Origin of the sequence: Campylobacter ureolyticus ACS-301-V-Sch3b (assembly GCF_000413435.1) — a bacterium.
Classification (GTDB): Bacteria; Campylobacterota; Campylobacteria; order Campylobacterales; family Campylobacteraceae; genus Campylobacter_B; species Campylobacter_B ureolyticus_A.
In genome coordinates this window covers 188340-212449 of record NZ_KE340327.1, presented here as the reverse complement: position 1 = coordinate 212449, position 24110 = coordinate 188340, and the positions used below count along the sequence as shown (strand labels likewise).

The 24110-nt window shown below is 29.0% G+C and carries 21 protein-coding genes and 1 pseudogene; 19 read left to right on the top strand and 3 right to left on the bottom strand.

Going from position 1 to position 24110, the window contains the following annotated elements; genetic code table 11:
• Positions 1-9: 9 nt before the first annotated feature.
• Entirely contained in the window at positions 10-459 is a 450-nt protein-coding gene (locus HMPREF9309_RS06215) for a methylated-DNA--[protein]-cysteine S-methyltransferase (protein ID WP_016647073.1), read from the bottom strand.
• Between the two features lie 93 nt (positions 460-552).
• On the opposite strand from HMPREF9309_RS06215, the gene HMPREF9309_RS06210 reads away from it, so the two are divergent.
• The 14 genes from HMPREF9309_RS06210 to HMPREF9309_RS06150 all read left to right on the top strand — a co-directional run bounded on the left by HMPREF9309_RS06210 (position 553) and on the right by HMPREF9309_RS06150 (position 17593).
• Positions 553-3105: a bifunctional aconitate hydratase 2/2-methylisocitrate dehydratase gene (locus HMPREF9309_RS06210; protein ID WP_016647072.1), complete on the top strand. Its 2553-nt coding sequence runs from the start codon at positions 553-555 to the stop codon at positions 3103-3105.
• A gap of 65 nt (positions 3106-3170) precedes the next feature.
• Positions 3171-4373 carry an ankyrin repeat domain-containing protein gene (locus HMPREF9309_RS06205; RefSeq protein WP_016647071.1) on the top strand — a complete coding sequence of 401 codons (1203 nt, stop codon included), beginning with the start codon at positions 3171-3173 and terminating at the stop codon, positions 4371-4373.
• Positions 4366-5121, top strand: a complete 756-nt coding sequence (locus HMPREF9309_RS06200) for an SDR family NAD(P)-dependent oxidoreductase (RefSeq protein WP_016647070.1) — start codon at positions 4366-4368, stop codon at positions 5119-5121. The genes HMPREF9309_RS06205 and HMPREF9309_RS06200 overlap by 8 nt, the downstream gene beginning before the upstream one ends.
• The gene (trmA, locus tag HMPREF9309_RS06195) at positions 5121-6218 is read left to right on the top strand and encodes a tRNA (uridine(54)-C5)-methyltransferase TrmA (RefSeq protein WP_016647069.1); all 1098 of its coding nucleotides are present in this window, start codon (positions 5121-5123) and stop codon (positions 6216-6218) included. Before HMPREF9309_RS06200 ends, trmA begins: the two co-directional genes overlap by 1 nt.
• A gap of 34 nt (positions 6219-6252) precedes the next feature.
• Positions 6253-6543: a hypothetical protein gene (locus HMPREF9309_RS06190; RefSeq protein WP_016647068.1), complete on the top strand. Its 291-nt coding sequence runs from the start codon at positions 6253-6255 to the stop codon at positions 6541-6543.
• A 24-nt stretch (positions 6544-6567) separates the two neighbouring features.
• The gene (locus HMPREF9309_RS09055; RefSeq protein WP_016647067.1) at positions 6568-7941 is read left to right on the top strand and encodes an ATP-binding protein; all 1374 of its coding nucleotides are present in this window, start codon (positions 6568-6570) and stop codon (positions 7939-7941) included.
• A gap of 239 nt (positions 7942-8180) precedes the next feature.
• A complete protein-coding gene (locus HMPREF9309_RS09050; RefSeq protein ID WP_016647066.1) occupies positions 8181-8732 on the top strand; it encodes a sensor histidine kinase in 552 nt (183 codons plus the stop codon).
• A 3-nt stretch (positions 8733-8735) separates the two neighbouring features.
• Entirely contained in the window at positions 8736-10016 is a 1281-nt protein-coding gene (locus HMPREF9309_RS06180) for a hypothetical protein (protein ID WP_016647065.1), read from the top strand.
• 34 nt (positions 10017-10050) lie between these two features.
• A complete protein-coding gene (locus HMPREF9309_RS06175) occupies positions 10051-11292 on the top strand; it encodes a DNA cytosine methyltransferase (RefSeq protein ID WP_016647064.1) in 1242 nt (413 codons plus the stop codon).
• A gap of 901 nt (positions 11293-12193) precedes the next feature.
• Positions 12194-13876: an HsdM family class I SAM-dependent methyltransferase gene (locus HMPREF9309_RS06170; protein WP_016647063.1), complete on the top strand. Its 1683-nt coding sequence runs from the start codon at positions 12194-12196 to the stop codon at positions 13874-13876.
• A gap of 87 nt (positions 13877-13963) precedes the next feature.
• Positions 13964-15031: a restriction endonuclease subunit S gene (locus HMPREF9309_RS06165; protein ID WP_016647062.1), complete on the top strand. Its 1068-nt coding sequence runs from the start codon at positions 13964-13966 to the stop codon at positions 15029-15031.
• Positions 15032-15247: 216 nt separating this feature from the next.
• Positions 15248-15565 (top strand): DUF4298 domain-containing protein, encoded by a 318-nt coding sequence (locus HMPREF9309_RS06160; RefSeq protein WP_016647061.1) that lies wholly within the window; start codon positions 15248-15250, stop codon positions 15563-15565.
• Positions 15566-15640: 75 nt separating this feature from the next.
• Positions 15641-16852, top strand: coding sequence for a threonine ammonia-lyase (ilvA, locus tag HMPREF9309_RS06155; RefSeq protein WP_016647060.1), 1212 nt, complete (start codon positions 15641-15643; stop codon positions 16850-16852).
• A 12-nt stretch (positions 16853-16864) separates the two neighbouring features.
• A complete protein-coding gene (locus HMPREF9309_RS06150) occupies positions 16865-17593 on the top strand; it encodes a DUF4230 domain-containing protein (RefSeq protein ID WP_016647059.1) in 729 nt (242 codons plus the stop codon).
• A gap of 7 nt (positions 17594-17600) precedes the next feature.
• On the opposite strand, the gene HMPREF9309_RS06145 is transcribed toward HMPREF9309_RS06150, so the two are convergent.
• A complete protein-coding gene (locus HMPREF9309_RS06145) occupies positions 17601-18281 on the bottom strand; it encodes a helix-turn-helix domain-containing protein (RefSeq protein WP_016647058.1) in 681 nt (226 codons plus the stop codon).
• 122 nt (positions 18282-18403) lie between these two features.
• Between HMPREF9309_RS06145 and HMPREF9309_RS06140 the strand changes: the two are divergent.
• The 3 genes and pseudogenes from HMPREF9309_RS06140 to thiD all read left to right on the top strand — a co-directional run bounded on the left by HMPREF9309_RS06140 (position 18404) and on the right by thiD (position 22292).
• Positions 18404-20815, top strand: a pseudogene (locus tag HMPREF9309_RS06140) (molybdopterin-dependent oxidoreductase).
• Complete coding sequence (locus HMPREF9309_RS06135) at positions 20812-21360, top strand: hypothetical protein (protein ID WP_016647055.1); 549 nt, start codon at positions 20812-20814, stop codon at positions 21358-21360. Before HMPREF9309_RS06140 ends, HMPREF9309_RS06135 begins: the two are co-directional and overlap by 4 nt.
• 146 nt (positions 21361-21506) lie before the next feature.
• On the top strand, positions 21507-22292 hold the full coding sequence (gene thiD, locus HMPREF9309_RS06130) for a bifunctional hydroxymethylpyrimidine kinase/phosphomethylpyrimidine kinase (RefSeq protein ID WP_016647054.1): 786 nt from the start codon (positions 21507-21509) through the stop codon (positions 22290-22292).
• Here the strand turns inward: thiD and HMPREF9309_RS06125 are convergent.
• Positions 22258-22503, bottom strand: coding sequence for a hypothetical protein (locus HMPREF9309_RS06125; protein WP_016647053.1), 246 nt, complete (start codon positions 22501-22503; stop codon positions 22258-22260). The genes thiD and HMPREF9309_RS06125 overlap by 35 nt on opposite strands.
• A 152-nt stretch (positions 22504-22655) precedes the next feature.
• Here HMPREF9309_RS06125 and HMPREF9309_RS06120 point away from each other — a divergent pair, with 152 nt between their 5' ends.
• Positions 22656-23141 carry a hypothetical protein gene (locus tag HMPREF9309_RS06120; protein WP_016647052.1) on the top strand — a complete coding sequence of 162 codons (486 nt, stop codon included), beginning with the start codon at positions 22656-22658 and terminating at the stop codon, positions 23139-23141.
• Positions 23138-24046 carry a hypothetical protein gene (locus tag HMPREF9309_RS06115; protein ID WP_016647051.1) on the top strand — a complete coding sequence of 303 codons (909 nt, stop codon included), beginning with the start codon at positions 23138-23140 and terminating at the stop codon, positions 24044-24046. Before HMPREF9309_RS06120 ends, HMPREF9309_RS06115 begins: the two co-directional genes overlap by 4 nt.
• The last annotated feature ends 64 nt before the right edge of the window (positions 24047-24110 follow it).

Genomic DNA, 24110 nt, shown 5'->3' with positions numbered 1-24110 from the left:
ATATAAAATTTATAAATATTTCTCTATTTTTAAAAGATTTGTCTTTATGCTAATTCCACCCGTATATCCACCAATTCCACTATTTGATACAACTCTATGACAAGGAATTATAATAGGAATTTTATTTTTAGAGTTTGCATTTCCAACTGCACGATAAGCTTTTGGGTGATTTATAGACTTAGCAATTTCTTTGTATGTTCTAACTTGACCATAAGGGATTTTTAAAAGTGCATTATATACATTTTTTTCAAACTCAGTTCCAATTATATTTAACTTAACGCTAAAACTTTTAAGCTCTCCTTTAAAATATCTGCTTAACTCATCTATACAAAGTTTTAAATTCTCATCATTTGTTGATAAATTTTTATAAAAATTAACAAATTTTATTTCACTTATTCCATTGTTATCACCATAAATTTCTAAATTTATAAAACCAGCTCTAAAATATACTTTTTGCACTTTTATCCTTAAAAATTTATTTATAACTATATTATATTAAATTTGCTACAATTACAAGAAAATATGGAAAATTAATTTTTAAAAAGGATAAATATGGATTTTTTAACCAAATATAAAAAACACGCCGATGAGAGAAGTGTTCTCGGTGTTCCACCACTTGCTTTAAATGTAGAAGAGATAAAAGATTTAATTAATTCTTTAAAAAATGGTGATAAAAATCAAGATAAATTAATACAAATTTTAAAAAATAGAGTAAATCCTGGTGTTGATGAAGCGGCTAAGATAAAAGCTGAATTTTTAAATGAAATTATAAATCATGATTTAAAAATTAATGGAATTACAAAATTTGATGCAATTAATATACTTGAGACCATGCTTGGTGGATATAATGTTGTTGTTTTAATAAAATGTTTAAAATCTAATGATGAAGAGATAGCAAAAGCTGCAGCTAAAGCATTAGGAAATACCATATTTTTACATGATTATTTTAATGATATTATGGATTTGGCAAAGCATGGCAATGTATTTGCCAAAAGCGTAATTGAGTCTTATGCAAATGCTAAATGGTTTTTAAAAAAATCTGAAATTCCTAAAAAAATTGAAGCTATTGTTTTTAAAGTTCCTGGTGAGACAAATACAGATGATTTAAGTCCAGCAAGTGAAGCTTTTACAAGAAGTGATATCCCACTTCATGCAAATGCAATGCTTGTAAGAAGACTTCCTGGAAGTATTGAAAAAATAAATGAGTTAAAAAAAATTGGTAAAGATATCGCCTATGTTGGAGATGTTGTAGGAACTGGTAGCAGTAGAAAAAGTGGTATAAACTCTCTTCAGTGGCATATTGGAAAAGATATTAATGCCGTGCCTAATAAAAAAACAGGTGGGATTATTATCGGCTCAACAATAGCTCCTATTTTTTATAATACTGCCCAAGACAGCGGCGCAATGCCAATAGTAACTGATGTAACTAGCTTAGAAACAGGTGATGAGATAGAAATTTATCCATACGATGGAGAGATAAAAAAAGATGGAAAAGTTGTCGCTAAATTTAGCCTAAGCCCAAATACTATTTTTGACGAGGTTAGAGCAGGTGGAAGAATACCACTTATTATTTATAAAGGACTTTGTGAGAAATCACGCGAGTTTTTAAATATGCCAAAAGAAGATATTTTTATAAAACCCATACAACCAAAATCAAATAAATTTGGTCAAACTTTGGCTCAAAAAATATTAGCAAAAGCCTGTAATTTAGAAAGTGTTGTTCCTGGAATGTATATAGAACCAACCACTCTAACAGTTGGAAGTCAAGATACTACAGGACCTATGACAAAAGATGAGATAAAAGAACTTGCTAGTTTAGGTTTTGGAGCTGATTTTGTTCTTCAAAGTTTTTGTCATACAGCAGCATATCCAAAACCAAGCGATACCATAACTCATAAAACTTTACCTAAATTTATGAGTAGTCGTGGCGGAGTGGCTTTAAAGCCAGGCGATGGAGTAATTCATTCATGGCTTAATAGAATGGTTTTACCAGATAGTGTTGGCACAGGAGCTGACTCACACACAAGATTTCCAATTGGAATTAGCTTTCCAGCAGGAAGTGGGCTTGTGGCATTTGCAGCAGTTACTGGAAAAATGCCTTTAAATGTTCCAAAATCAGTTTTAGTTAGGTTTAAAGGAAAATTAAAAGATGGTATTACTTTAAGGGATTTAGTAAATGTAATTCCATACGCAGCCATAAAAAAAGGACTTTTAACAGTAGATAAAAAAAATAAGAAAAATATTTTTGCTGGAAAAATTATAGAAATAGAAGGACTTGAAAATTTAAAAGTCGAACAAGCTTTTGAATTAAGTGATGCAAGCGCTGAAAGAAGTGCAGCAGCTTGTGTTGTAAATTTGGATATTGAGCCAGTTAAAGAATATATAAAATCAAATGTAAGCTTGATAGATGCGATGATAGAGGCTGGTTATGAAAGTAAAACTACACTTTCAAGAAGAAAAGAAAAAATGCTTAAATGGCTTGAAAATCCTACCCTTTTAAGGGCTGATAAAGACGCTTCGTATGATGAAATTTTAGAGATTAATTTGGATGAAGTAAATGAGCCAATTTTAGCTTGCCCAAATGATCCTGATGATGTGGCTACAATAAGTGAAATTTTAGCCGATAAAAATAGAGTTTATAATATAGATGAGGTTTTTGTAGGAAGTTGTATGACTAATATCGGTCATTACAGAGCTTTGGGAGAAATTTTAAAAGGCGAGGGCCAAATTCCAACTAGACTTTGGATCGTTCCACCAACAAAAATGGATGAAAAAACACTAAAAGAAGAGGGATATTACTCACTTTATACAGCAGCAGGAGCTAGAACTGAAATTCCAGGTTGTAGTCTTTGTATGGGAAACCAAGCAAGAGTTAAAGATGGTGCGGTAGTTTTTTCAACTTCTACTAGAAATTTCGATAACAGAATGGGAATGGGAGCAAAAGTATATCTTGGAAGTGCTGAATTAGCTGCGGTTTGTGCAATCCTTGGAAGAATACCAAGCGTTAAAGAGTATATGCAAATTGTACCAAAAAAACTTGCAGGAAAAGAAAAATCAATTTATAAATATTTAAACTTCAATGAAGAAGAAAATTTTAAACTTTAAAGTAACTTTTTACCTAAATTTCGCTAAATTTAGGTAAAATTATATATCTTAGATTTGGAGTTTTTATGAAAAAAATTTTAATATTTGCTATTTTTTGTATTTTTTCTTATGCAAATATTTGCGATGAGATCAAAAAAAATCCAAACGAATTTTTCTTAGATAGCTCAAATAAAGATTTTTTTTTAAAAGATGAAAACTGCTTTTATATGGCTAAATCTTTGGAGCCATTAAGAGAAGTAAGTGCTAAAATTAGAGGGCTTGACATTGATTGTGATGGAAGTGAAGCTATAAATTTTTGGCAAAATTTTCAATTTGTTATTTATAAGGCTTTATTTACACCTGAAATTTATAAAACTACTTTAAAAGATGCAAATTCAAGCGATTTAGAAGTAAATAAAAATAGGGAATATTTTCAAATTTGGGCTTTACAAAGTTTTGATAATTATGAAAAATTTAATCTTTTTAACTCCCTTTATCAAGTAGCTGTTCCAATGCTTGTGGATTATTATAAAGATGATTTAGGTTATGATGAAGGAAGTGCGATATTTTATGCCTCACGTGTGGCTAATGAGTATTTAAAAGCAGCTGTTGGAAGTGTTAAAAGCTATCAAATCGATATGCTAAATAAATCTTTATTAAATACAAAATTTGATATAAATTTACTAATTAATCATCTCTACACTTATAAGCCAACCGAAATAGAACTTACAAACGCATTAAAAACTTCTATTTTGCTTAATAAAGATAAAGAATTTATACAAACTTTAATAAATTGGGGTGCAAATTTAAATTTTGGACATGAAAATACTCTTTTTTACGCATTAAAAAACTATGATATTTTAAAATTTTTACTTAAAAACGGCGCTATGATAAATTATAAAAATAGTTTTGGAAAAACACCAATTTTTTATGCTTGCGAATTAAATGATGAAAAGCTAGTTGCTTTTTTAATTCGAAATGGTGCAGATGTAAATGCAAAAATTATTTCAAATTATGAAAAAATAGCACTTAGTTCAAGTGGATCTTTACCGTTTAAGCTTTGTGCGTTAAATCACACTTCAAAAAGCTTATTAATGCACGCTGCAAAGTATTCAAATTTAAATATTGTCAAACTTTTAATCCAAAATGGTGCAAATATAAATGAAGTTGATGATATGGGCTATAATGCAGCTGATTTTGCACTGCAAAATAATGACTTGGAAGTTTTAAAATATTTGGAGAGTTTAGGACTTAAAAGACATAACTTTTTAGGAGAATATTATGAATAAAAATATACTAATAACAGGCGCAACATCTGGATTTGGTGAAGCAACAGCTTTGCTTTTTGCAAAAAATGGCTATAACACTATTTTACTTGCAAGAAGGAAAGAAAGACTTGATAGTCTAAAAGATAGTATTGCTAAATTTGGCGTAAAAGCTCACACGATTTGTGCTGATGTTAGGGATAAAAAAGCTATTTTTGAAAGCATTGAAAACTTGCCAAAAGAGTTTAAAAACATCGATATTTTAGTAAATAATGCAGGTTTGGCTCTTGGACAAGATAAATTTGGCGATGCAAATTTAGACAATCTAGAAACTATGGTTGATACAAACATAAAAGGTGTTTTATATGTTACAAAGGCGGTTTTACCGCTTATTAATAAAGGTGGATATATTTTCAACATCGGCTCTGTTGCTGGAAACTGGAGCTATCAAGGCTCAAACGTTTATGGTGGCACAAAAGCATTTATTAAGCAATTTAGTCTTAATTTAAGAAATGATATAAGAGGAAGCGGCATAAGAGTGACAAACATCGAGCCTGGACTTTGCAAGACTGAGTTTAGCCTTGTTAGATTCAAAGGCGACAAAGAAAAAGCCGATAAAGTCTATGAAAATACCGAGTTTATAACAGCTGAAAATATCGCCGAGATTATCTATAGTTGTGCAATTTTGCCAAAAAATGTCAATATCAACTCTCTTGAAGTTATGGCGACAACCCAAACTTGGGCTGGATTTTTCCATGAAAGAGTTAATTAGTGGGATTTTGCAAGCATTTAGGTGAGTGTGGAAGTTGTACTTTAAACTTGCCCTATTATGAGCAAATTTCATATAAAAAAGAGTTTATAAAAGAACTTTTTGGTCAAATTTACAGCGGCGATTTTGAGTTTTTTGGTTCATCAAAAACAGGCTATAGGATAAGAGCTGAGTTTGGGCTTTATCACGAAAAAAACGACCTTTTTTATACGATGAATGGCACAAAACAAAGGCATTTAAAGATAGATGAGTGCCTAAAAGTTGATAGTAAAATAGCAAATTTAATGCCACATCTTTTAAATGAGTTAAAAAATAGCGATAAACTGAAATTTAAAGTCTTTGGAGCTGAGTTTATTGCAACTAAAAATGATATTTTAGTGATTTTGTTATATCACAGAAATATTTTAGAAATTCAAAATGAGCTTTTAAATTTAAGTCAAAATTTAGGCGTAAATTTGATAGCAAGAAGTAGGGGCAAAAAGCTTGTTTTTGGAAGTGAAAATTTAAACGAAAGCTTGCTTATAAATGGTCGTGAGTTTAAATACACATTTGAAAGTGGTGCCTTTATCCAGCCAAACAAAAGCGTAAATGAACAGATGATAAGCTGGGTTTTAAAAAACATTGATAGACCAAAAGACCTCTTAGAGATGTATTGTGGATATGGCAATTTTACAATCCCTTTAAGCTTTAAATTTAGAGCCGTCTTGGCAAATGAAATTAGCAAAAATGCCATAAAAAACGCACTTAAAAACTGCGAGTTAAACGGCGCTTTAAACATTGAGTTTTTGCGAATGGATAGTGATGACTTGATGAGTGCGTTTAATGGAGTAAGTTTTAATAGACTAAAAGATATAAATTTAAACGATTTTGATATCAGTCATATTTTGGTTGATCCACCTCGCGCTGGACTTAGCAAAGAGGTTGTGAGATTTATAAAAAACTATGAAAATATCATCTATGTCTCTTGCAATCCCCTGACTTTAAAAGAAAATTTAGATGAAATTTGCAAAACTCATAAAGTTGTCAAATTTGCACTATTTGATCAATTTCCACATACAAAACATGTGGAGAGTATAGTCATACTTAAAAAATATAAATAAATTTACAGTATGATAATGTAAAAAGGAATAGTTAATGTTAAAAAAAATAAAAGAAATAAAAAATGTTGGAGTTTTTGAAAAATATACAAATAACCTGATTGACTTTGGTAGTTTAAATTTAATTTATGGTAGCAATGCCTCTATAAGTTATCTAGACTTTGCAAGCATTATTGATAAGATTGACTATTACTATATAGACAATATTAGTAACAATAAATATTATAAATTAATAAATGACAATAAGCTAGATAGAAAATCTATTTTTTTAAGTAATTTGTATTATTCTAAGATGGTTACAGAAGAAAGTAGTGATTATGGAATTTAAGTGTATTTATTGGAGGAGATAAAAGTGAAGAGTTATTTTGAACCTACTGGAAGATTAATTATGTCTATCGGTAAAGATTTAATTAAAGATTTACCAGCAGCTATAGTTGAATTGGTAAAAAATGCCTATGATGCTGATGCAACAAATGTGATAATAACATATAGGAAAAATAAAGATTCATTAGAAATCATTGTGAAAGATGATGGTCATGGAATGTCGAAAGATACAGTTATCGGAACTTGGATGGTTCCATCTACTGATTACAAATTAAGAAAGAAGACCAGTCCAAAAGGCAGAATATATCAGGGAAAAAAGGGTATAGGTCGATATGCTGTTTCATTATTAGGTAATAAATTAAAATTATCAACTGTAAATAATGGAATACGAACTATAGCTTTTTTTAACTGGAGTGATTTTAATACTAATAAAAAGTTGTCTGATATTCCTGTTTATATTGAAACTGAGAAAACTAATGAAGGATCAGGAACTATTTTGTATATTACAAATGAGATTGGGAATGATTTATCTGAAAAGATATCAGATGAAGATACAAAAAAAATTGAAATAGAACTTTCACGACTTTTATACGATAAAACAGATTTCAATATAGAAGTTTGCTATGAAAACTTTTTTGATGATTTGAATAAAAATGTTTGCAAAGTGATAGAGCCAGTCGAATTTTATGACACATGCCATTATAGGTTAGTTGGTGTGATAAATAAAGATTTTTCTTATGAATTAAAATATTTTAATTATTACTTAGATGAAGAAAAGATTATTGATGGACAAATTGATATATTTTTGAAAGAAAGGTTAAAAAAATGCGGTAAAGTTAAGATTGATTATAGGGTTTATGATAAGGATCCAGAAGGGATAGAAATAATTACTAACTTCATTAATAATACACAGGATGCAAGATATACGAAAACTGATATAAGGAATATTTTAAAGGAGCAGTCAGGTATTAGTATATATAGAAATGGATTTAGAATTAGACCTTATGGAGACCAAGGATATGATTGGTTAAACTTAGATGCTCAGCGTGTTCAAAATCCTAGTTTATCAATAGGTTCGGAACAGATTAATGGTCGAATTAGCATTGAAGATGAAGAAAAGTCTGGGTTAAAAGAAAAAAGCGCAAGAGATGGACTTTATGAAAATGATAGCTATTGGACATTACAGAAAATTGCTAATTTTGCATTAAGTATTTTAGAAAAAGAAAGATTTAAGTATAGACGAGATAACAAGCCTAAAAAGAAAGATAAACCTTTGGAAAAACTATTTGATTTTAGCAATGTGAAGTTAAATGTAGAGAAATCAATTGAAAAAACAAGAAAACAATTGAAGAAAAGTCCAGAGAAGCAAGAAGAAATTTTTAAATTATTAATAAAGAAGTAAGCCAAGAAATTATAAATTTAGAAAAAGAAAAAGAAGAGGATTTTTTAGAAGTCAAAGAAACGATTGCTATTTATCAAAAACACACTACTCTGGGGAATGTTATTAGTGTAGTTTTACACGAGGGCAGAAAGCCTTTATCTTGGTATACGAATAAAATTCCATCAATAGAGGAGTATTTAAAAAATTCATATCAAAGTGATGAGTTAGGAAAATATAGTTATGAAAAACTATCGAAAGACATGCAAAAATTAAGTGCAGAAGCTAAAAGACTAAGTGTATTTTTTAATCGCCTTGATCCGCTTGCATCTAATAAGAGAGGAAGACGTAAAAAAACAAACTTGAATAATCTAATCAAGAATGTATTAGAACTTTTCCAAGAAGTATCAGATGACGAAGGAATTAAAATGGAATTTACATCATCTGATGAATTTCATATTAATATAATAGAAGAAGATTTATATATGGCTTTAACAAATATTATTGAAAATGCAATATTTTGGGTTAAGTATACGGGTGAAGCTACTATGAATATTGAAGTTTCAATTTTTGATAAAGATGATAAAGTATTTATCGAAATATCAGATAATGGACTAGGAGTTTCAACTGATGATTTAGTAGATGATATTATTTTTACTCCAGGATATTCTGCTAAAAAAAGAGTTATTGAAGATAACGGAACTGGACTAGGATTAGCTATAGCGGGAGAAGCTGTTCAAAGGAATAATGGTAAATTAGAAGTAATTGATGCAGGCAAAGGAGCTTGCTTTCGAATAACATTGGATAGGAACTAAGATATGGACAATTTTAAGATATTACTGGTAGATGATGATTCCGAACAAAGAGAACAATTGCAGGAAACTATTGATAATTATAATAAAAAGTTATTTATAGAAGAACTTAAAAATAAATGTGTTATCGAGGATCAAAAATATATTTCTAGGTTGATGATGCTAGAAAACAAAGAAGAGATATATAAAATACTACAAGAAGATGGAAAAATAAGTGATGAATTTGATATATTAAATAAAATTGAAATTTCTTTTGAAGTTGCCACAACACCTGAAGAAGCTGCCATTGCACTGTTTCAGAATAATTTTGAGGCTGTCATAGTAGATTTAATGTTGGTACCGCAAAAAGATACAGGTAAAGACGATGAGCAAATATCAGGTAATATTTTATTAAAGAATATTATTGATAGAGAAATTATTCCAATTATTGTTAGAACTGGTTTTAGCCAAAAAATTAGTGACGATGTTAATACAAATATTATAAAAGTTCAGTCAAAAGATGAAAGCTCTTTTGAAGATGTAATAAATGAATTAATTAACTACTATGAAGACTCTATTTTCCGTTTACTAGGTTCTAGAGGTAAAGTTAATAATAATATAAAAGAATTTTTTTGGAAAATTATACCAGAGTGCTTCACTAATAAAAAAGAAGAATTAATGGCACTGAATAAAGAAACGCAAGAAGTTGTATTGATTCGCTATATCTCTAGTTGGTTAAGTAACAAATTTATGTTCAATGAAAAATATTTAGATGTCGAACCTATCGAAATGTATATGTTCCCAAACCCTATTACTCAGGTGTGTAGTTGCGATATATATGAAGATTGTGACAATAAACAAAAGTTTTTAGTATTGACACCAGCGTGTGACTTGGCAAATTCAAAAACAAAAGAAATTCTTTTTGCTAAAATTAAAAAGTATGATGAAGTTCAAGACTTTAGTGATATATTAGAAAAGTGCTTAAATAAAGATGGGAATGTAATATCTAATAATAATAAAAATAAGATTGCACAATGGTCAAGAAATTCTGATCAAAAATCTATGAGGTATCATTTCTTACCTAAAGTTAGTTTTTTTGAGGGCGGATTTATTGATTTTCGTTCGTTAATAACTTTAGAATATGATTATGAAAAGAATCAGTTTAAGGATAGAAATTTAAAAAAATTAGGAGTTATTACAGACGTTTTTAAAAGAGATATAATTGCAAGATTTAGTTCTTATTATCATAGGAAGGGACAACCATCATTTAACACAGAGAGTATCTTAAACAAACTATTGGCAGACTAATTAATATTATATATATTTAGAAAGGAGGTTGACAATGAAAATCATTGATATTTTTTCAGGTGGAGGAGGATTAAGTGAGGGATTTAGAATAGATGAATTCCAGTTTATTTGTCATATTGAAAAAGAAGCATCGGCATGCTTAACTCTTAAGCTAAGAAACATCTATTATTATTTAAAGGAACTTAACAATTTAGAGTTATATAACAAATATCTTAGAAAAGAAATAAATTTTCAAGAGCTCATGGAAGTCATCCCAGGCTATATTTTAGAAGATGTGTTGAACTTAGAGATTAATGAAGAAACTATTTTAGATGTTTTTGCTTTTATTGATAAAAGGCTCAACGGAGAACATTTAGATGGCATAATTGGTGGACCTCCATGTCAAGCTTATTCTACAATTGGTAGGTTTAATAATAAACACAAAAAAGAAACAGATGAAAGAATTTATTTATATGAATATTATGTTCAGTTTTTAGAGAAGTATAAACCAAAGTTCTTTGTGTTTGAAAATGTCAAAGGATTACTTTCGTTTAAAGATTATAAAGATAATCCTTTGCTACCAATAATTATAGAAGCATTTGATTCTGCTGGTTATGAAGTTAGATATGAAATTATAAATGCTGAAGATTATGGAGTCTGTCAAAGAAGAGAGAGGCTGTTTTTAGTAGGTTTTAGAAAAGATATTGAAGTAAAGAAAAATTTCTTTGAGATATTAAAAACTTATCAGTCTAAGGCACCAACAATAAAAGAATTATTTTCTGATTTGCCGAACTTAAAAGCGGGTGAGTTTAAGAGTGAATATTCGAAATCTATTGATGAATCTGAAGCCTCTCAAGAATATCGAGATATTTTGACGGATGTATTAACACAGCATATTAGTAGGTCAAACAATGAGAATGATTTAAAAATTTACAAATTAGTTTCGGACGCTAAGAAGCAAGGATTAAATCTAAAATATAATGAATTGCCAGAAGAATTAATTACTCATACTAATACTAAATCATTTTTGGACAGATATAAAGCTATAGAAGGTAACTCAGTCTCACATACAGTTGTCGCTCATATTTCAAAAGATGGGCATTACTATATACATCCAGATAGCTCTCAAAACAGATCAATAAGTGTAAGAGAGGCAGCGAGAATACAAGGGTTTCCAGATAGTTATTATTTCGAATCTTCTAGGACATCTGCTTTTATTCAAATTGGCAATGCTGTGCCACCAAAGTTATCAAAAAATTTAGCAAATACAATTTTAAAGACTTTAGAAATTGATTAGAGTCTACCTCCCCACCTCATTCTTATAATAATTTTCATGTTTTTTCAATACTCACCAAGTTCAAAAGATAGCTCTTTATTTGAATAATGCTCTTGTATAAGGGCGTTCTTTTTTATTAAAACCTATAAAATTTTATAATACTTAAAATTTGAGCACTTCTGAATTAATATATTTCCTCATGGTAGTCCTAGATAAGTTAAATTTCTTATTTAAATCTTAGACTTGATGCTATGACCAGTTAGAATATGCAGAACAAGAGGCAATCTTTGAAGAAAAAATAATCTCTGATAGCATCTATAAGATTTTTTTTAATTTTAATATCATTCATATAGTCATTTAAGATACCGACAAGAAGATATTACTTAATGAATTGATAGAGGAAATTAAAATTTATGGCAAGAAAACAGAAAAAGATATTTAATAAAATCTGTCCTTTTCAGGTTTCTGCTTATAGAGTATGACATTAATCTAAGTTTGGACAAAGAAGATCACGTGAAGAGTATAGTATTTATACAAAAGAAGTAAATTTAAATTTTGTATTTTTTATATCTTTATAGACATTTTATCTTTTATAAAGATGAATAAAGGCATGTAAAAAACTTAAAAGATTTAATATAGTGTTTTTGCTATAATTAAGCAAATTAAATAAAAAAATAAAAAAATAAAAAAGAGGAGTATTGTGGCATTTAGATATAAACTCTTGTGGTTGCAATCAGTAAAAAAATTTAAATAAAACAGATGTAATAGCTATGCAGGGCTTACAGCAGATGTTTATGGTGGCACAAATGAGTAAAGATAAGTCTATTATATTTAAAAATTTAAAAAAAATGTGCAAAGCTTTATCTTTTACTCCTAATGATACAATTAGTTTTGAAATGATTTTAGTAACGAGGATTAGGAAATGAGTTTAAAGACAGAAGACCAGGTTAGAGGTTATGCAAAAGAAGTACTAGGCTTTGGTGATGTTGAAGAAAACATTAACCAAGGTACCGGTCAAATAACTACTTTTAATCAATTAGGCTTTAAGGGATATTCAGATAAGCCAGATGGTTGGTATTTACCTAAAAATATGAATGATGTTGCAATAATTCTTGAAACAAAGTCAGAAGAAAAAGATATCAACAAACAGGCTTTTATTGATGAACTTATGAAAAATATAGATATAATTTCAAGCAAGTATAAAAAAACTATTGGTATTTTGTACAATGGTAAGGAAATTGCTATATATAAAAACAAGGAACTTATAAGAGTAGCTAATAAACTTCAAAATAAGCAATACTATATTGATTTATTTAAAGAAAACTACATAGACAAAAACAAAATTTTCACCTTAACAAAAAGAATAAATGATTTACTACATTTTAAATTTGGAATTAAAAATTTATATCACAGAATGATATTTACAGCTTCAGCCTTAGTAGTAGAAAGATTTGGTGGCAATCTTGAAGCAATTAAAGATAATGGCTATGAACCATTTAGGAACAAAATATATGACACTCTGGCAAAATCACTTCAAGACCATAGAAAACAAAATCTTAAAATAGATATTTTACTTGAGGTGTATAGCGAAATAAAAATGAACATTGTAGAAAATCAAGAAGATATCAATACATTTATTGATTGTATTATTGAAATTGCAGAGTCCATAAACTCAGATAACTGGAACGGCGAAGATGTAATGGGTATTTTCTTTAATGAATTTAATAGATACAAGAAAAAGTCCGAAAGTGGTCAAGTATTTACCCCTGAGCATATTACTTCATTTATGTATGATTTACTAGAGATAACCTACAATGACCGCCTACTTGACGCCACCTGCGGCAGCGGAGCGTTTTTAGTAAAAGCAATGGCAAATATGATAAAAGAGGTTGGAGGTGTTAATACAAAAGAAGCAGAAGATATAAAACAAAATAAGCTTTATGGTATCGAGTTTGACAGAGAAATTTTTGCCCTAGCTTGTGCCAATATGCTTATTCACAAAGATGGTAAGACTAATTTGGAGCAATATGATACAAGAGAAAAGGAAGCTTGCAAATGGATCAAATCTAAAAATATTACTAAAGTATTGATGAATCCTCCATACGAGAAAAAATACGGTTGTAAAAAAATAGTTACAAATGTACTAGACAATGTTCCTACTGGTACAAAGTGTGCATTTATATTACCAGATAAAAAACTAGAAAAAGATAAAATGCAATCATTATTAAAAAGACATACACTTGATATGATTATAAAATTACCAGAAAAACTTTTTGATGCTGGAGTAACAACAAGTGTATTTGTTTTTGAAACTGGAAAACCACAAAAAGATAAAAAAATATTTGCTTGCTATATGGAAGATGATGGACTTGAAAGGGTTAAAAATCAAGGTAGGCATGATATAAAAAATAAGTGGCAAGAAATAGAAAAATATTGGTTAGGAGTTGCAAGAACAAAAGTAGATACAAAATATAATACACATCAATGGATAGATTCAAAAGAATATTTGTCATATCAAAAACCACAGAAACCTTTTGAAATATATGAAGAAGATTTTAAAAAAACCATTATAGATTTTATACTTTTTGAAAAAAAATTGATGTAAAAGAATTTAATGAAAAACTTTTAAATCAAGTTTTGTATAAATCAGAATATAAAGATGGAAAACTCATGTTAGATATAGGTGGAAATAATGAAAAAAATTGACATAACTGAATGGAAAGAATTTGAAATTAAGGAATTATTTACTATAAATCCTACAAAATATCATCGATTGACAAATAAAGATTTAATGCAAGATGAAGGTGAGAATCCAGTAATAGTAAATTCTAGTTTTAATAATGGTATAGGTGGTTATACTAACTACGAACTCACTGAAAAGGGTAATGTAATAACATTTAGTGATACAACAACATCGGATAGCATTTTTTATCAACCAAATGATTTTGTAGGATATTCTCATGTTCAAGTAGTAAAACCAATTTCCAATATAGAAAAGTGGAATAGATATAGTTTATTATTTTTTACAGCAATATTTAAGAAGAAAGCTTCTTTAATGAATTATGATTATGTAAACAAATTTGCACGAGCCGATGCTTTAAAACTTAAAGTAAAATTACCAATTGATAAAAATGGAGAATTAAATTGGGATTATATGGAAAGTTTTATAAAAAGGCTTGAAACGAGAGAGATAGAGAGTACAAGCAATCTTACAAGCTATTTAAATAGAGCTGAGCCTATAAAAATTGATATAGAAAAGTTTAGAAGATTTAATTTGTATGATGAAAACTTGTTCGAAATATTTTCGGGAAATAAATTAGATAAGAAAAATATGACGGAAATAAGACCAACTATTAACTTTGTAGGAAGATCTAATCTAAACAATGGCATTGCTGCAAAGGTTGACAGGATTGTAAATTTAGATCCCTATGAAGCAGGTGATATGACACTAGCTCTTGGGGGGCATTATTTAGGCTCTTGTTTTATACAAAAAGAACCCTTTTATACAAGTCAAAATGTAAGTGTATTGAGAGCTAAAAGCAATATTTCATTTAATTGTAAGATGTTCATAGCAACTATGATTTTTAAGGAATCACAATTATATTATAAAGCTTTTGAAAATGAATTAAATAGGCACATTAAAAAAGATTTTTCTATATTACTTCCAGTAAAAAATGAAAAAACTCCTGATTGGGATTACATGGATAAGTGTATTGAAAATTTAAAAATAAAATGTAATAAAAAAATTTATTATATTTAAAACAAAGATGATTGTAAATAAAAATCTAGTTCTTTGTGTTTTAAGAAGGGAATTTTATGACAAGAAAAAACATTAAACAATTATAATATTAAAAAAATAGTTTCTAAAAAAGTAAATACAATAAAGAAAAATATGACTTAAAAAAAGGTTACAAGTCATTTGATTGCTTAATAACAAGCAATAAAATTGCTACATTTAAAATATAAAGGATAAAAAATGAAAATTTCAAATGAGGAAAAATTCGCTCATATAACTGTCTTTGAGAAAAATTTAGAGTTTCAAATAGATACTTTAGAGAAATTAAACAAGCTTTTAAAAACATTAAAAAAGTCTTTAAAAGAGTATCAAAAGCTTATGGACTATTACTACGGTAAGCAAAGAAACGATGACCTAGAAGCCGATAGAAAAGGGGATATCCCAACAGATCTAAAAAGAGCAGTTTTAAGCGAAGATGAAATTTATAATATGATGATTGACTATAGAGAAAGCGCCATTGAGATGATAGAAATAGCAACAAAAATGCTAAGAGCCTAGAATAAGATAAGTTTTACACTTTAAAATGCAAATTTTGATATAATAAAACTTTTAAAGTCTAAAACAAGGAATTTTATGGTTGATTTAAATAAAATAATCCAAGCAAAACGAACAATATCAGGATTTGTAGATGAGACTCCATTTGCTGTTTCTAACAAGCTTAGCAAAAATTATAACGCTAATGTTTATCTAAAAGAAGAAAATTTACAAAAAACAGGTGCTTATAAAATTCGCGGTGCTTATAATATGATTTCAAATTTAAGCCAAGAAGAAAAAGCAAAAGGTGTAATTGCTGCAAGTGCTGGAAATCACGCTCAAGGCGTTGCAATTAGCGCAAGAGAGTTTGGAATTCGTGCAGTTATCGTTATGCCAGAAGCAACACCTCTTTTAAAAGTAAGTGGCACAAAGGCTTTAGGTGCGGAAGTTATTTTAAAAGGTGATAATTTTGATGAAGCGTATGAATATGCAAATGAATATGCAAAAGAGCACTCTTTAACTTTTGTTCATCCTTTTGATAATGTTTTTGTTCAAGCAGGGCAAGGTACAACTGCTCTTGAGATGCTTGATGCGGTGCCTGATTTAGACTATATAGTAGCTCCTGTTGGTGGAGGTGGGCTAATAAGTGGAGTGGCAAGTTGTGCAAAACAAATTAACCCAAATATTAAAATAATTGCAGTTGGTGCAAAAGGTGCTCCTGCTATGTTTAATAGCTTTAATGCTAAAAAGGTAGTAAATTCAAAAAGCGTAAAAACAATTGCCGATGGCATAAGCGTTAGGGATGCAAGTCCTATTACATTAAGACATATTTTAGAAAATGTTGATGAGTTTGTTCAAGTTGATGATGAAGAGATAGCAAATGCGATTTTATTTTTACTTGAAAGCCAAAAAATAGTTGTTGAGGGTGCTGGAGCAGTTGGAGTTGCAGCGTTAATGAGTTCTAAATTTAAATATCCTAAAAATTCAAAAATCGGTATTATTTTAAGTGGTGGAAACATTGATGTTCAAATGCTTAACATAATAATTGAAAAAGGTCTTATAAAGTCTCATAGAAAGATGGCAGTCAGTGTTACACTTGTTGATAAGCCTGGTGCTTTGATGGGGCTTACTTTAGCTTTAAAAAGTGCAAATGCAAATATTGTTAAGATTGATTATGATAGATTCTCAACTCAGATTGATTATGGTGATGCGGTTATTACTATCACGCTTGAGACAAAAGGTAAGGCTCATCAAGATGAAGTTTGCGAAGTATTAAACTCAAATGGGTATATTTTTAAGAAGATTTTTTAAAAGGATTTTAAGATGGATTTTTTAACTTTAGTGATAATTTTAGTTTTAGGCATAGTTATTTTTATACTTTTTAAACAGAACAAAAAACTAAAAAAAGTTAATGAAAAACCATCTGTCGATATTTCTACTGAGATTATAAAACTTAAAAGTGTTGGTGAACTTAATGTTTTTAAAATTTACTCAAAAGAGATAGTTACTAAGAAAAATAGCCCATTTAGTGGGCTTTGGGACAGCGTATTAGGCTGGACAATGACAAAAAAGCAAATTGCAGTTATTTTTGAGTTTGAGATAGATTTTATATATGATTTAAAAAGCAAAGATTTTAAGATAGAAAATTTAGGAAATAATGATTTTAAAGTAATTATGCCACCTTGCAAATATAAATTTTCAATAACTGATATGAAAATTTATGATGAAAAAAACTCTAAATTTATGCCTTTTTTACTTCCTGATTCGCTAAATTCTTTATTTGGACCAAGCTTTGATGAGAATGAAAAAAATAAATTAATAGGCGAAGCAAAAGATGAGATTAAAAATATGTCCGTTCAAATAATTAATGATCTTGGAACTAAAATTCACAGCTCTGCAACTGATACGATAAAAACTTTAGCAAAAAGCTTTGGTGCTGGAAATGTAAGCTTAGAATTTACAGATAAAAATATAGAAAAAGTTGATGTTAAAGACAGCAATATAGAACTTGGAAATGAGTTAAAACAAAAATTTATCATAGATAAAAAATAACTTTTATCTATGATAATTCCTCAAGGCTTTTTAAAACATACCCTTTTGCGTATATGCTTTTTATATCAAGATTGAATTTTCTTTTTAAATTTCCAACTAAATTTTGCACGACTATGCGAGAGTTTGGCACACTTTCATAAACTGAACTTTCTATCATTTCAAAAGTTACTAAGTTGTTTAAATTTGCACAAAGTAAAAGTATGAGTTTGTGCATCATCGGAGTTAAAAAAATCTCTTCACCATTTTGATAAATTTTTTCTTTTTTTAGATTTATGCTTATTTCATTAGTTAAATTTAGTAAATTTTCCTCTTTTTGGTCTTTGTTTTTTAACATTAAAAGCAAGTTATCTAAAATTGCGCTAAATTTAATTGGCTTAAATAAAACAGCTGACTTTCCACCTTTAAAATTTTCTAAAAATTTAAGATAAATTTGTCTTTTTGAAGCTAAAAATATAAATTGTTGATTTGGATGAATATACATAATCGAGCTTAAATCAATATCACCACAATCATCTAAATCAAGCACTATTAAATCAATTGCTACATTTGAGTTTAAATAAGCACTTATAAAACTTTCACAATCTTGTATATATAGATTTTTAAATAATTTAATTGATTTTTTAGCTTTTGAAATGAGTTCTTTATCTTTTGTTGCAAGCATTAAATTTAAATTTTTAAATTTATTCAAAATTTTTAATCCTTTATTTAATTTTTTATATTCTACTACAATTAAGCTAACTAAAAGCTAAAAAATGAATATATAATGATGAAAATGGTTATAATTTTTTAACTTACATCTAAGGAGAAAAAATGTCTGTTAAAATAGATGAAAAAAGGAGAAATTTTATTAAAACTGCAGGAGTTGCGGGAGCAGTTTTATCAACAAATTCTCTTTTAGCAAAAGAAAAAAAATATTAAAACCATTCCAACAGCTTCAAACGTTGGAGCGTTTTATGCAGATGTCGATGAGAGTGGCAAAATTGTAAAGATTAGACCGCAAGAATCAGACAAAGATCCAAAAGTTCCATGGAGTGAGGCTTGGATAGATAGAGTTTATAGCGATACAAGAGTTAAATATCCATGTGTTAGAAAAAGCTATCTTGAAGCAAAGGGCATAAAAGCAAACTCAAAGCCTGAACTTCGTGGCAAAGAAGAGTTTATAAGAGTTAGTTGGGATGAGGCAATTAAGCTAATTTTAGATAAGCTTCAAAGCGTAAAGCCTGATGAAATTTACAATGCTAGTTATGGTGGCTGGGGACATCCAGGACTACTTCATAACTGCGCTGCAACTACGGGAAGATTTTTTAACACTGTTATTGGTGGGGCGGTTACAATGGACGGCGAGCATAGCAACGGTGCAGCTGAAAGGTAAATACTACTATAGTTGGCGACTTGGAGGTTTATTCACTTCAAACTGCTCATGAAGTTATCTTAGAAAATACACAAGTTTATGTTATGTGGGGAGCCGATATCCTAAAGTGCAATCAAATAGACTTTAAAGTTGCAAATCGTGGAAACAATCCTTATTATGACAAATATGCAAAGTCAAACATCAAATTTATAACAATCGATCCACAATATACTCCTATTGCTAAAAAACTAAATGCCCAGTGGATAAAAATACGCCCAAATACCGATGTTGCCTTAATGCTTGGTATGATGCACTATCTTTATACTTCAAATCAATATGATAAAAATTTCATTGAAAAATATACTTACGGGTTTGATAAGTTCTTGCCTTATCTGCTTGGCAAAACAGAAGATATGGTTGAGAAAACTCCATCTTGGGCAAGTAAAATCACAGGAATTGATGAAAAAGTTATCAAGTCTTTGGCTGATACTTTTGTAAAAAATAGAACATTTTTGGCTGGAAACTGGGCTATGCAAAGAGCGCAATTTGGCGAGCAAGCTGACTGGACTTTGATGGTGCTTGCTTCATTTATCGGTCAAGTTGGACTTCCTGGTGGTGGATTTGGCTTTTCTATGCACTACACAGGTGGCGGACAGGCATCAAGTGGCGTTATGTTACCTGGTGGTCTTGCTCAAGGTAAAAACAAAGTAAGAGTTAAAATTCCAGCCTCAAGAGTAAGCGATGCCATACTAAATCCTGGCAAAAAGATCAAATTTAAGGGCGAGGAGATGGTCTATCCAAACATTAAGATTTTCTATAATGTTGGTTGCAATACCTTAGGTCATCAACCAGACTCAAATACCTTAATAAAAGCTCTAAGAACGCTTGATACTGTGATAGTTCATGAGCCTTGGTGGACACCAACTGCTAAGATGGCGGATATCGTTTTGCCTTCAACTACAACACTTGAAAGAGATGATATAAGTTATGGCGGAAGCTACTCTCAAGACTATGTTTATGCTATGAAAAAGGTCATTGAGCCACTATATGAGTCGCGAAATGACTACGATGTTTTTGAAGAGATGGCAAAAATAGTAGGCGATAGAGAGTGGAGAAGATTTACAGGCGGTGGAAAGACAAAAGATGAGAGGATAAAAGACTTTTATGAAAGAAGTGATTGTCCAAACTATATGGAATTTGATGAGTTTTGGGAAAAGGGCTATGTTCATTTTGAGCCATCAGAAGATGCATATAAATATGTCCGCCATAGCGATTTTAGAAAAGATCCAGTAAATAACAGACTAAGAACTGAAACTGGAAAGATTCAAATTTACTCAGATAAATTTGCAAGTTATAAGCTTGATGATTTTAAAGGTCATCCTATTTGGCAAGAGCCAACTGAGTGGCTTGGCAATAGCAAAGCGGTTGCTAAGTTTCCATTTCATGTATTAAGCCCTCACCCAACTTACAGAATTCACTCACAGCTTGATAACTGCTTTGTAAGAAAGCTCTATAAAGTTGGCAATAGAGAGCCTGTTTTGATAAATAGCGACGATGCCCTAAAACTTGGCATAAAAGATGGCGATACTGTTGAAGTCTTTAACGATAGAGGTGCTGTGCTTGCAGGCGCTGTTGTGACTAAAGATATTATGAGTGGCGTTATATCGATACAAGAGGGTGTTTGGTATGATCCTGAAGATGAGAGCGAAAAAAGGTGCAATGCAGGGCATGTCAATGTCCTAACCACCAACACTTCAACATCATCTATGGCTCAAGCAACTGCTGTAAATAGCTCGCTTGCAAATATTAAAAAAGTCGATGTTAAACCATATAGCGGCATAAAAGCGGCTGTTGTAAAGGAGATGTTGTGAAAAAACTTTTATTTTTAGTAGCTTTAGTTACATTTGGATTTGGTAAAAATATGTGGGTTTATAACATCAAAACAGATCTTATAGACCCAAAAACAAAAGAGGTAGTAGGGCAAATTTACGAAGGAACGCCAGTAAATCTCATAGAAAACAGCGGCGAGCTCTCTTTAATAGAGGTAAATGGGGAAATTTCAAATCTTGATGAAAAAGTTTTAGTCTATAAAAATGACGATACAACGCAAATGCCACTTGTTAGCTTTTTAGATTTAAAAGAGGGCAAAGCTATAAAGGATAGTAAATTTTTGATAAAAAGTAGCGATTTGATAGATAGAGAGTATCCATCTTGGGAAGAGGTTGAGCTTATCTACTACGATACTTGTACCAACTGTCACGCAGGACATCACCCGGCTGAGCATCTAATGAATGAGTGGGATGCATATCTATCAGCTATGCAGTATTTTGCAAAGATAAATGATGAGGAAAAAGCTAGAATTTTGAGATTTTTAGAAGCTCATGCAAAAGATGGCTTTGCAAAAGAGGAAGAGTAAAATTTTTAGAGTTTAATATTTAAAAACTCTATATTCATATAACAATTAAAGCCTTAAATTTCATTATTAAATTTAAGGCTTTTTTAACTTAATTTTAAATAACTTGATATAATTACGCCTAACTTTATATAAAAAAGGAAAATTTTATGAAAAATGTTTTAAGTATAGCAGGGATTGATCCAAGCGGTGGAGCTGGATTAATAGCTGATTTAAAAGTATTTATAGCTCACGAAGTTTATGCCATGGGAGTTGCTACTTCTACAACAGCACAAAATACAAAAGGTATTTTTGCAATGGAGTTAATAAGTCCAAAAATTATAAGTGATGGTATAAAGGCAATTTTTGATGATATAGAAGTTAATGCTATAAAAATAGGCGTTGTGCCAAGTGTGGAAATTATAAAAGAGGTTGCAAAAACTTTGCGTGAGATAAAAAATCTACCTCCTGTTGTCCTTGATCCTGTTATGGCGTGTAAAAATGGCGATATTTGGCTTGAAGGAGAGGCAAAAGAATACATTGTAAAAGAGCTTTTTCCACTCGCAACTATCATAACACCTAATAAATTTGAAGCACAAGTTATACTTAAAAATGAAATTAAAACTTATGAAGATGCACTAAATTCAGCTAAAAAATTGCTTGATTTTGGAAGCAAAAGTGTTTTTTTAAAAGTTGGTGATTATGAGGGTAAATCACTTGATATTTTTTATGATGGAAAAGAGATTTTACCACTTAATACAAAAAGAATTAAAACTGATGATACTCATGGTTCAGGTTGTTCGCTATCAAGTGCGATTGCTTCAAATTTAGCCAATGGCAAAGATCTTAAAAATTCAGTAATTTGTGCTAAAAATTATGTATTTGATGCGATAGAAAAATCATTTAAAATAGGGCATGGCTTTAATCCAATAAATCATTTTTATCAGTTTTATTAATATCTTTAAAACTTATCTTTTCATCAGTTTTTGAAATTTTAGTATTTAAATTTTCATTATCTGATGAAAATTTAGTTTCATTTTCATCATTTATTTTGCAACTTTTTCCAAAAATTTCATTTAAATTTATAATCTTATCAGCTTTACAGGTTTGATTTGCAAAAATTTGAGTTAAAAAAACAGCACAAAATAACAAAATGATTTTTTTCATAAATAACCTTTAAATTTTTAAATTAGTTTATAATATAAAGCTTTATTTAATTTTTATTAAATTTAAGTGTAATATTTTATAAAAATTTTAAAATAAATAAAGCTTTAAACACATTTATTGTAAAATACCTTTTTAAATTTAAAAGGAAATTTATGCTAGAAAATATTTATACTATTTTTATAAAAAATGCTTTACTTAGCAATCCTTTTAAAACAATTTTGAATCTATTTTTGTATTTTGTAATTTTATCTTTATTTGTTGCTTCTTATTCGTATATTAAATCTTTGTTATTTTATAATGTGTATTTAAATCAAACTCACACGGTTGGATACATAAAAAATATAAATTTAAAAGATGAAAATTTTGGTGGCGATATGAGTGTAAATGATAAAATTTTTAGGATAGATAAAACCTTAGATTGGGAAAATTTAGTGGATAAAAAAGCGGAAATTTATAGCATTACTTCAAGCGCTCCAACTGGCGATATCATAAAATTTTTAAAAGTTGGTGATAAAATTTACATAAATGAAGCTTATGAAAACACAGATATTATAGGATATTTGATTATGTATTTTGTAATTATTTTTATATGTTTTTCACTTATATATTTTCCAAATAAAAAGAAATTTCGCGTATGAAAAAGAAATTTATAATATTTTTAGCTTTAATTTTTACATTAGATTTTTCTATTTCGTATTTTAGTTTTTATAAAACTCATGTTAAAAATGGGTATTTAAAAGATGCAAATTTATACTACGCTGGTGCAAAAACTTTTGGTAAATATTATGATTTTGGTGTAAAATTTCTTGATATGGATAGTCCATTTTTAGTTTTATTTCACAAGCCGATGATTTATCTTTATCAAAAAGGTATGGAAAAACTTAAATTTGACGAGCCAATAAAATCACTATGGTTTGTGGAATTTGAGGTAAATCCATATAATTACTCTACAAATGGTGGATATGGGAATTTAGCCTTTAAATACGGAAAAAACTTTGCAAAAGATTTTTTAGAAAATGTTTATTTAAACATTGAATTTATAAATAAAAACAAAGAAATTTTAAACGAATATATTAAAAATGGCTATGAAAATGAACTAACCAATTTTTTGCTTGAAAAATTTAACATTTTAGTTGGAATTTATGTGGCGGATTTACAGATGAATATTGATGGTAGAACACTTAGCAAAGATGGGCTAAATTTAGTCATAAATGATAAAAAGCTTCATCAAAAACTTATAAATTTACAAAAAATTAAAGATGAGTTTTTTGGATATTATGAAGTAAATTTTCCAAACGAATTTCACACTCTTTTTGAAAAAAATAAAAACTATCATAGTCCAAATGGACTAAAAAATAAAACCTCTTTAAAATTATCATCATATATTTTAATACATAAAATTAAAAATAATAATTTTGATTTAATCAAAGATAAAATTTACATAAAAGATATAAAAAATGCAAAAAATGAGCTAGAAAATTTAGCAAAAACAGATGATGAGAAAAAAGATTTAGAAATACTTTTAATTTTTTTTGATTTTTAAAAAACATATAAAACATCTAATTTTACAAACTTTTAAACACATTTATTGTAAAATACTTTTTTAA

What these genes read in the sequence shown, in the direction of transcription:
- HMPREF9309_RS06210 (WP_016647072.1), top strand. Translation starts at nt 553, where the DNA reads ATGGATTTTTTAACCAAATATAAAAAACACGCCGATGAGAGAAGTGTT.
- HMPREF9309_RS06205 (WP_016647071.1), top strand. Translation starts at nt 3,171, where the DNA reads ATGAAAAAAATTTTAATATTTGCTATTTTTTGTATTTTTTCTTATGCA.
- HMPREF9309_RS06200 (WP_016647070.1), top strand. Translation starts at nt 4,366, where the DNA reads ATGAATAAAAATATACTAATAACAGGCGCAACATCTGGATTTGGTGAA.
- HMPREF9309_RS06190 (WP_016647068.1), top strand. Translation starts at nt 6,253, where the DNA reads ATGTTAAAAAAAATAAAAGAAATAAAAAATGTTGGAGTTTTTGAAAAA.
- HMPREF9309_RS09050 (WP_016647066.1), top strand. Translation starts at nt 8,181, where the DNA reads ATGCAAAAATTAAGTGCAGAAGCTAAAAGACTAAGTGTATTTTTTAAT.
- HMPREF9309_RS06180 (WP_016647065.1), top strand. Translation starts at nt 8,736, where the DNA reads ATGGACAATTTTAAGATATTACTGGTAGATGATGATTCCGAACAAAGA.
- HMPREF9309_RS06175 (WP_016647064.1), top strand. Translation starts at nt 10,051, where the DNA reads ATGAAAATCATTGATATTTTTTCAGGTGGAGGAGGATTAAGTGAGGGA.
- HMPREF9309_RS06170 (WP_016647063.1), top strand. Translation starts at nt 12,194, where the DNA reads ATGAGTTTAAAGACAGAAGACCAGGTTAGAGGTTATGCAAAAGAAGTA.
- HMPREF9309_RS06165 (WP_016647062.1), top strand. Translation starts at nt 13,964, where the DNA reads ATGAAAAAAATTGACATAACTGAATGGAAAGAATTTGAAATTAAGGAA.
- HMPREF9309_RS06160 (WP_016647061.1), top strand. Translation starts at nt 15,248, where the DNA reads ATGAAAATTTCAAATGAGGAAAAATTCGCTCATATAACTGTCTTTGAG.
- ilvA (WP_016647060.1), top strand. Translation starts at nt 15,641, where the DNA reads ATGGTTGATTTAAATAAAATAATCCAAGCAAAACGAACAATATCAGGA.
- HMPREF9309_RS06150 (WP_016647059.1), top strand. Translation starts at nt 16,865, where the DNA reads ATGGATTTTTTAACTTTAGTGATAATTTTAGTTTTAGGCATAGTTATT.
- thiD (WP_016647054.1), top strand. Translation starts at nt 21,507, where the DNA reads ATGAAAAATGTTTTAAGTATAGCAGGGATTGATCCAAGCGGTGGAGCT.
- HMPREF9309_RS06125 (WP_016647053.1), bottom strand. Translation starts at nt 22,503, where the DNA reads ATGAAAAAAATCATTTTGTTATTTTGTGCTGTTTTTTTAACTCAAATT.
- HMPREF9309_RS06120 (WP_016647052.1), top strand. Translation starts at nt 22,656, where the DNA reads ATGCTAGAAAATATTTATACTATTTTTATAAAAAATGCTTTACTTAGC.
- HMPREF9309_RS06115 (WP_016647051.1), top strand. Translation starts at nt 23,138, where the DNA reads ATGAAAAAGAAATTTATAATATTTTTAGCTTTAATTTTTACATTAGAT.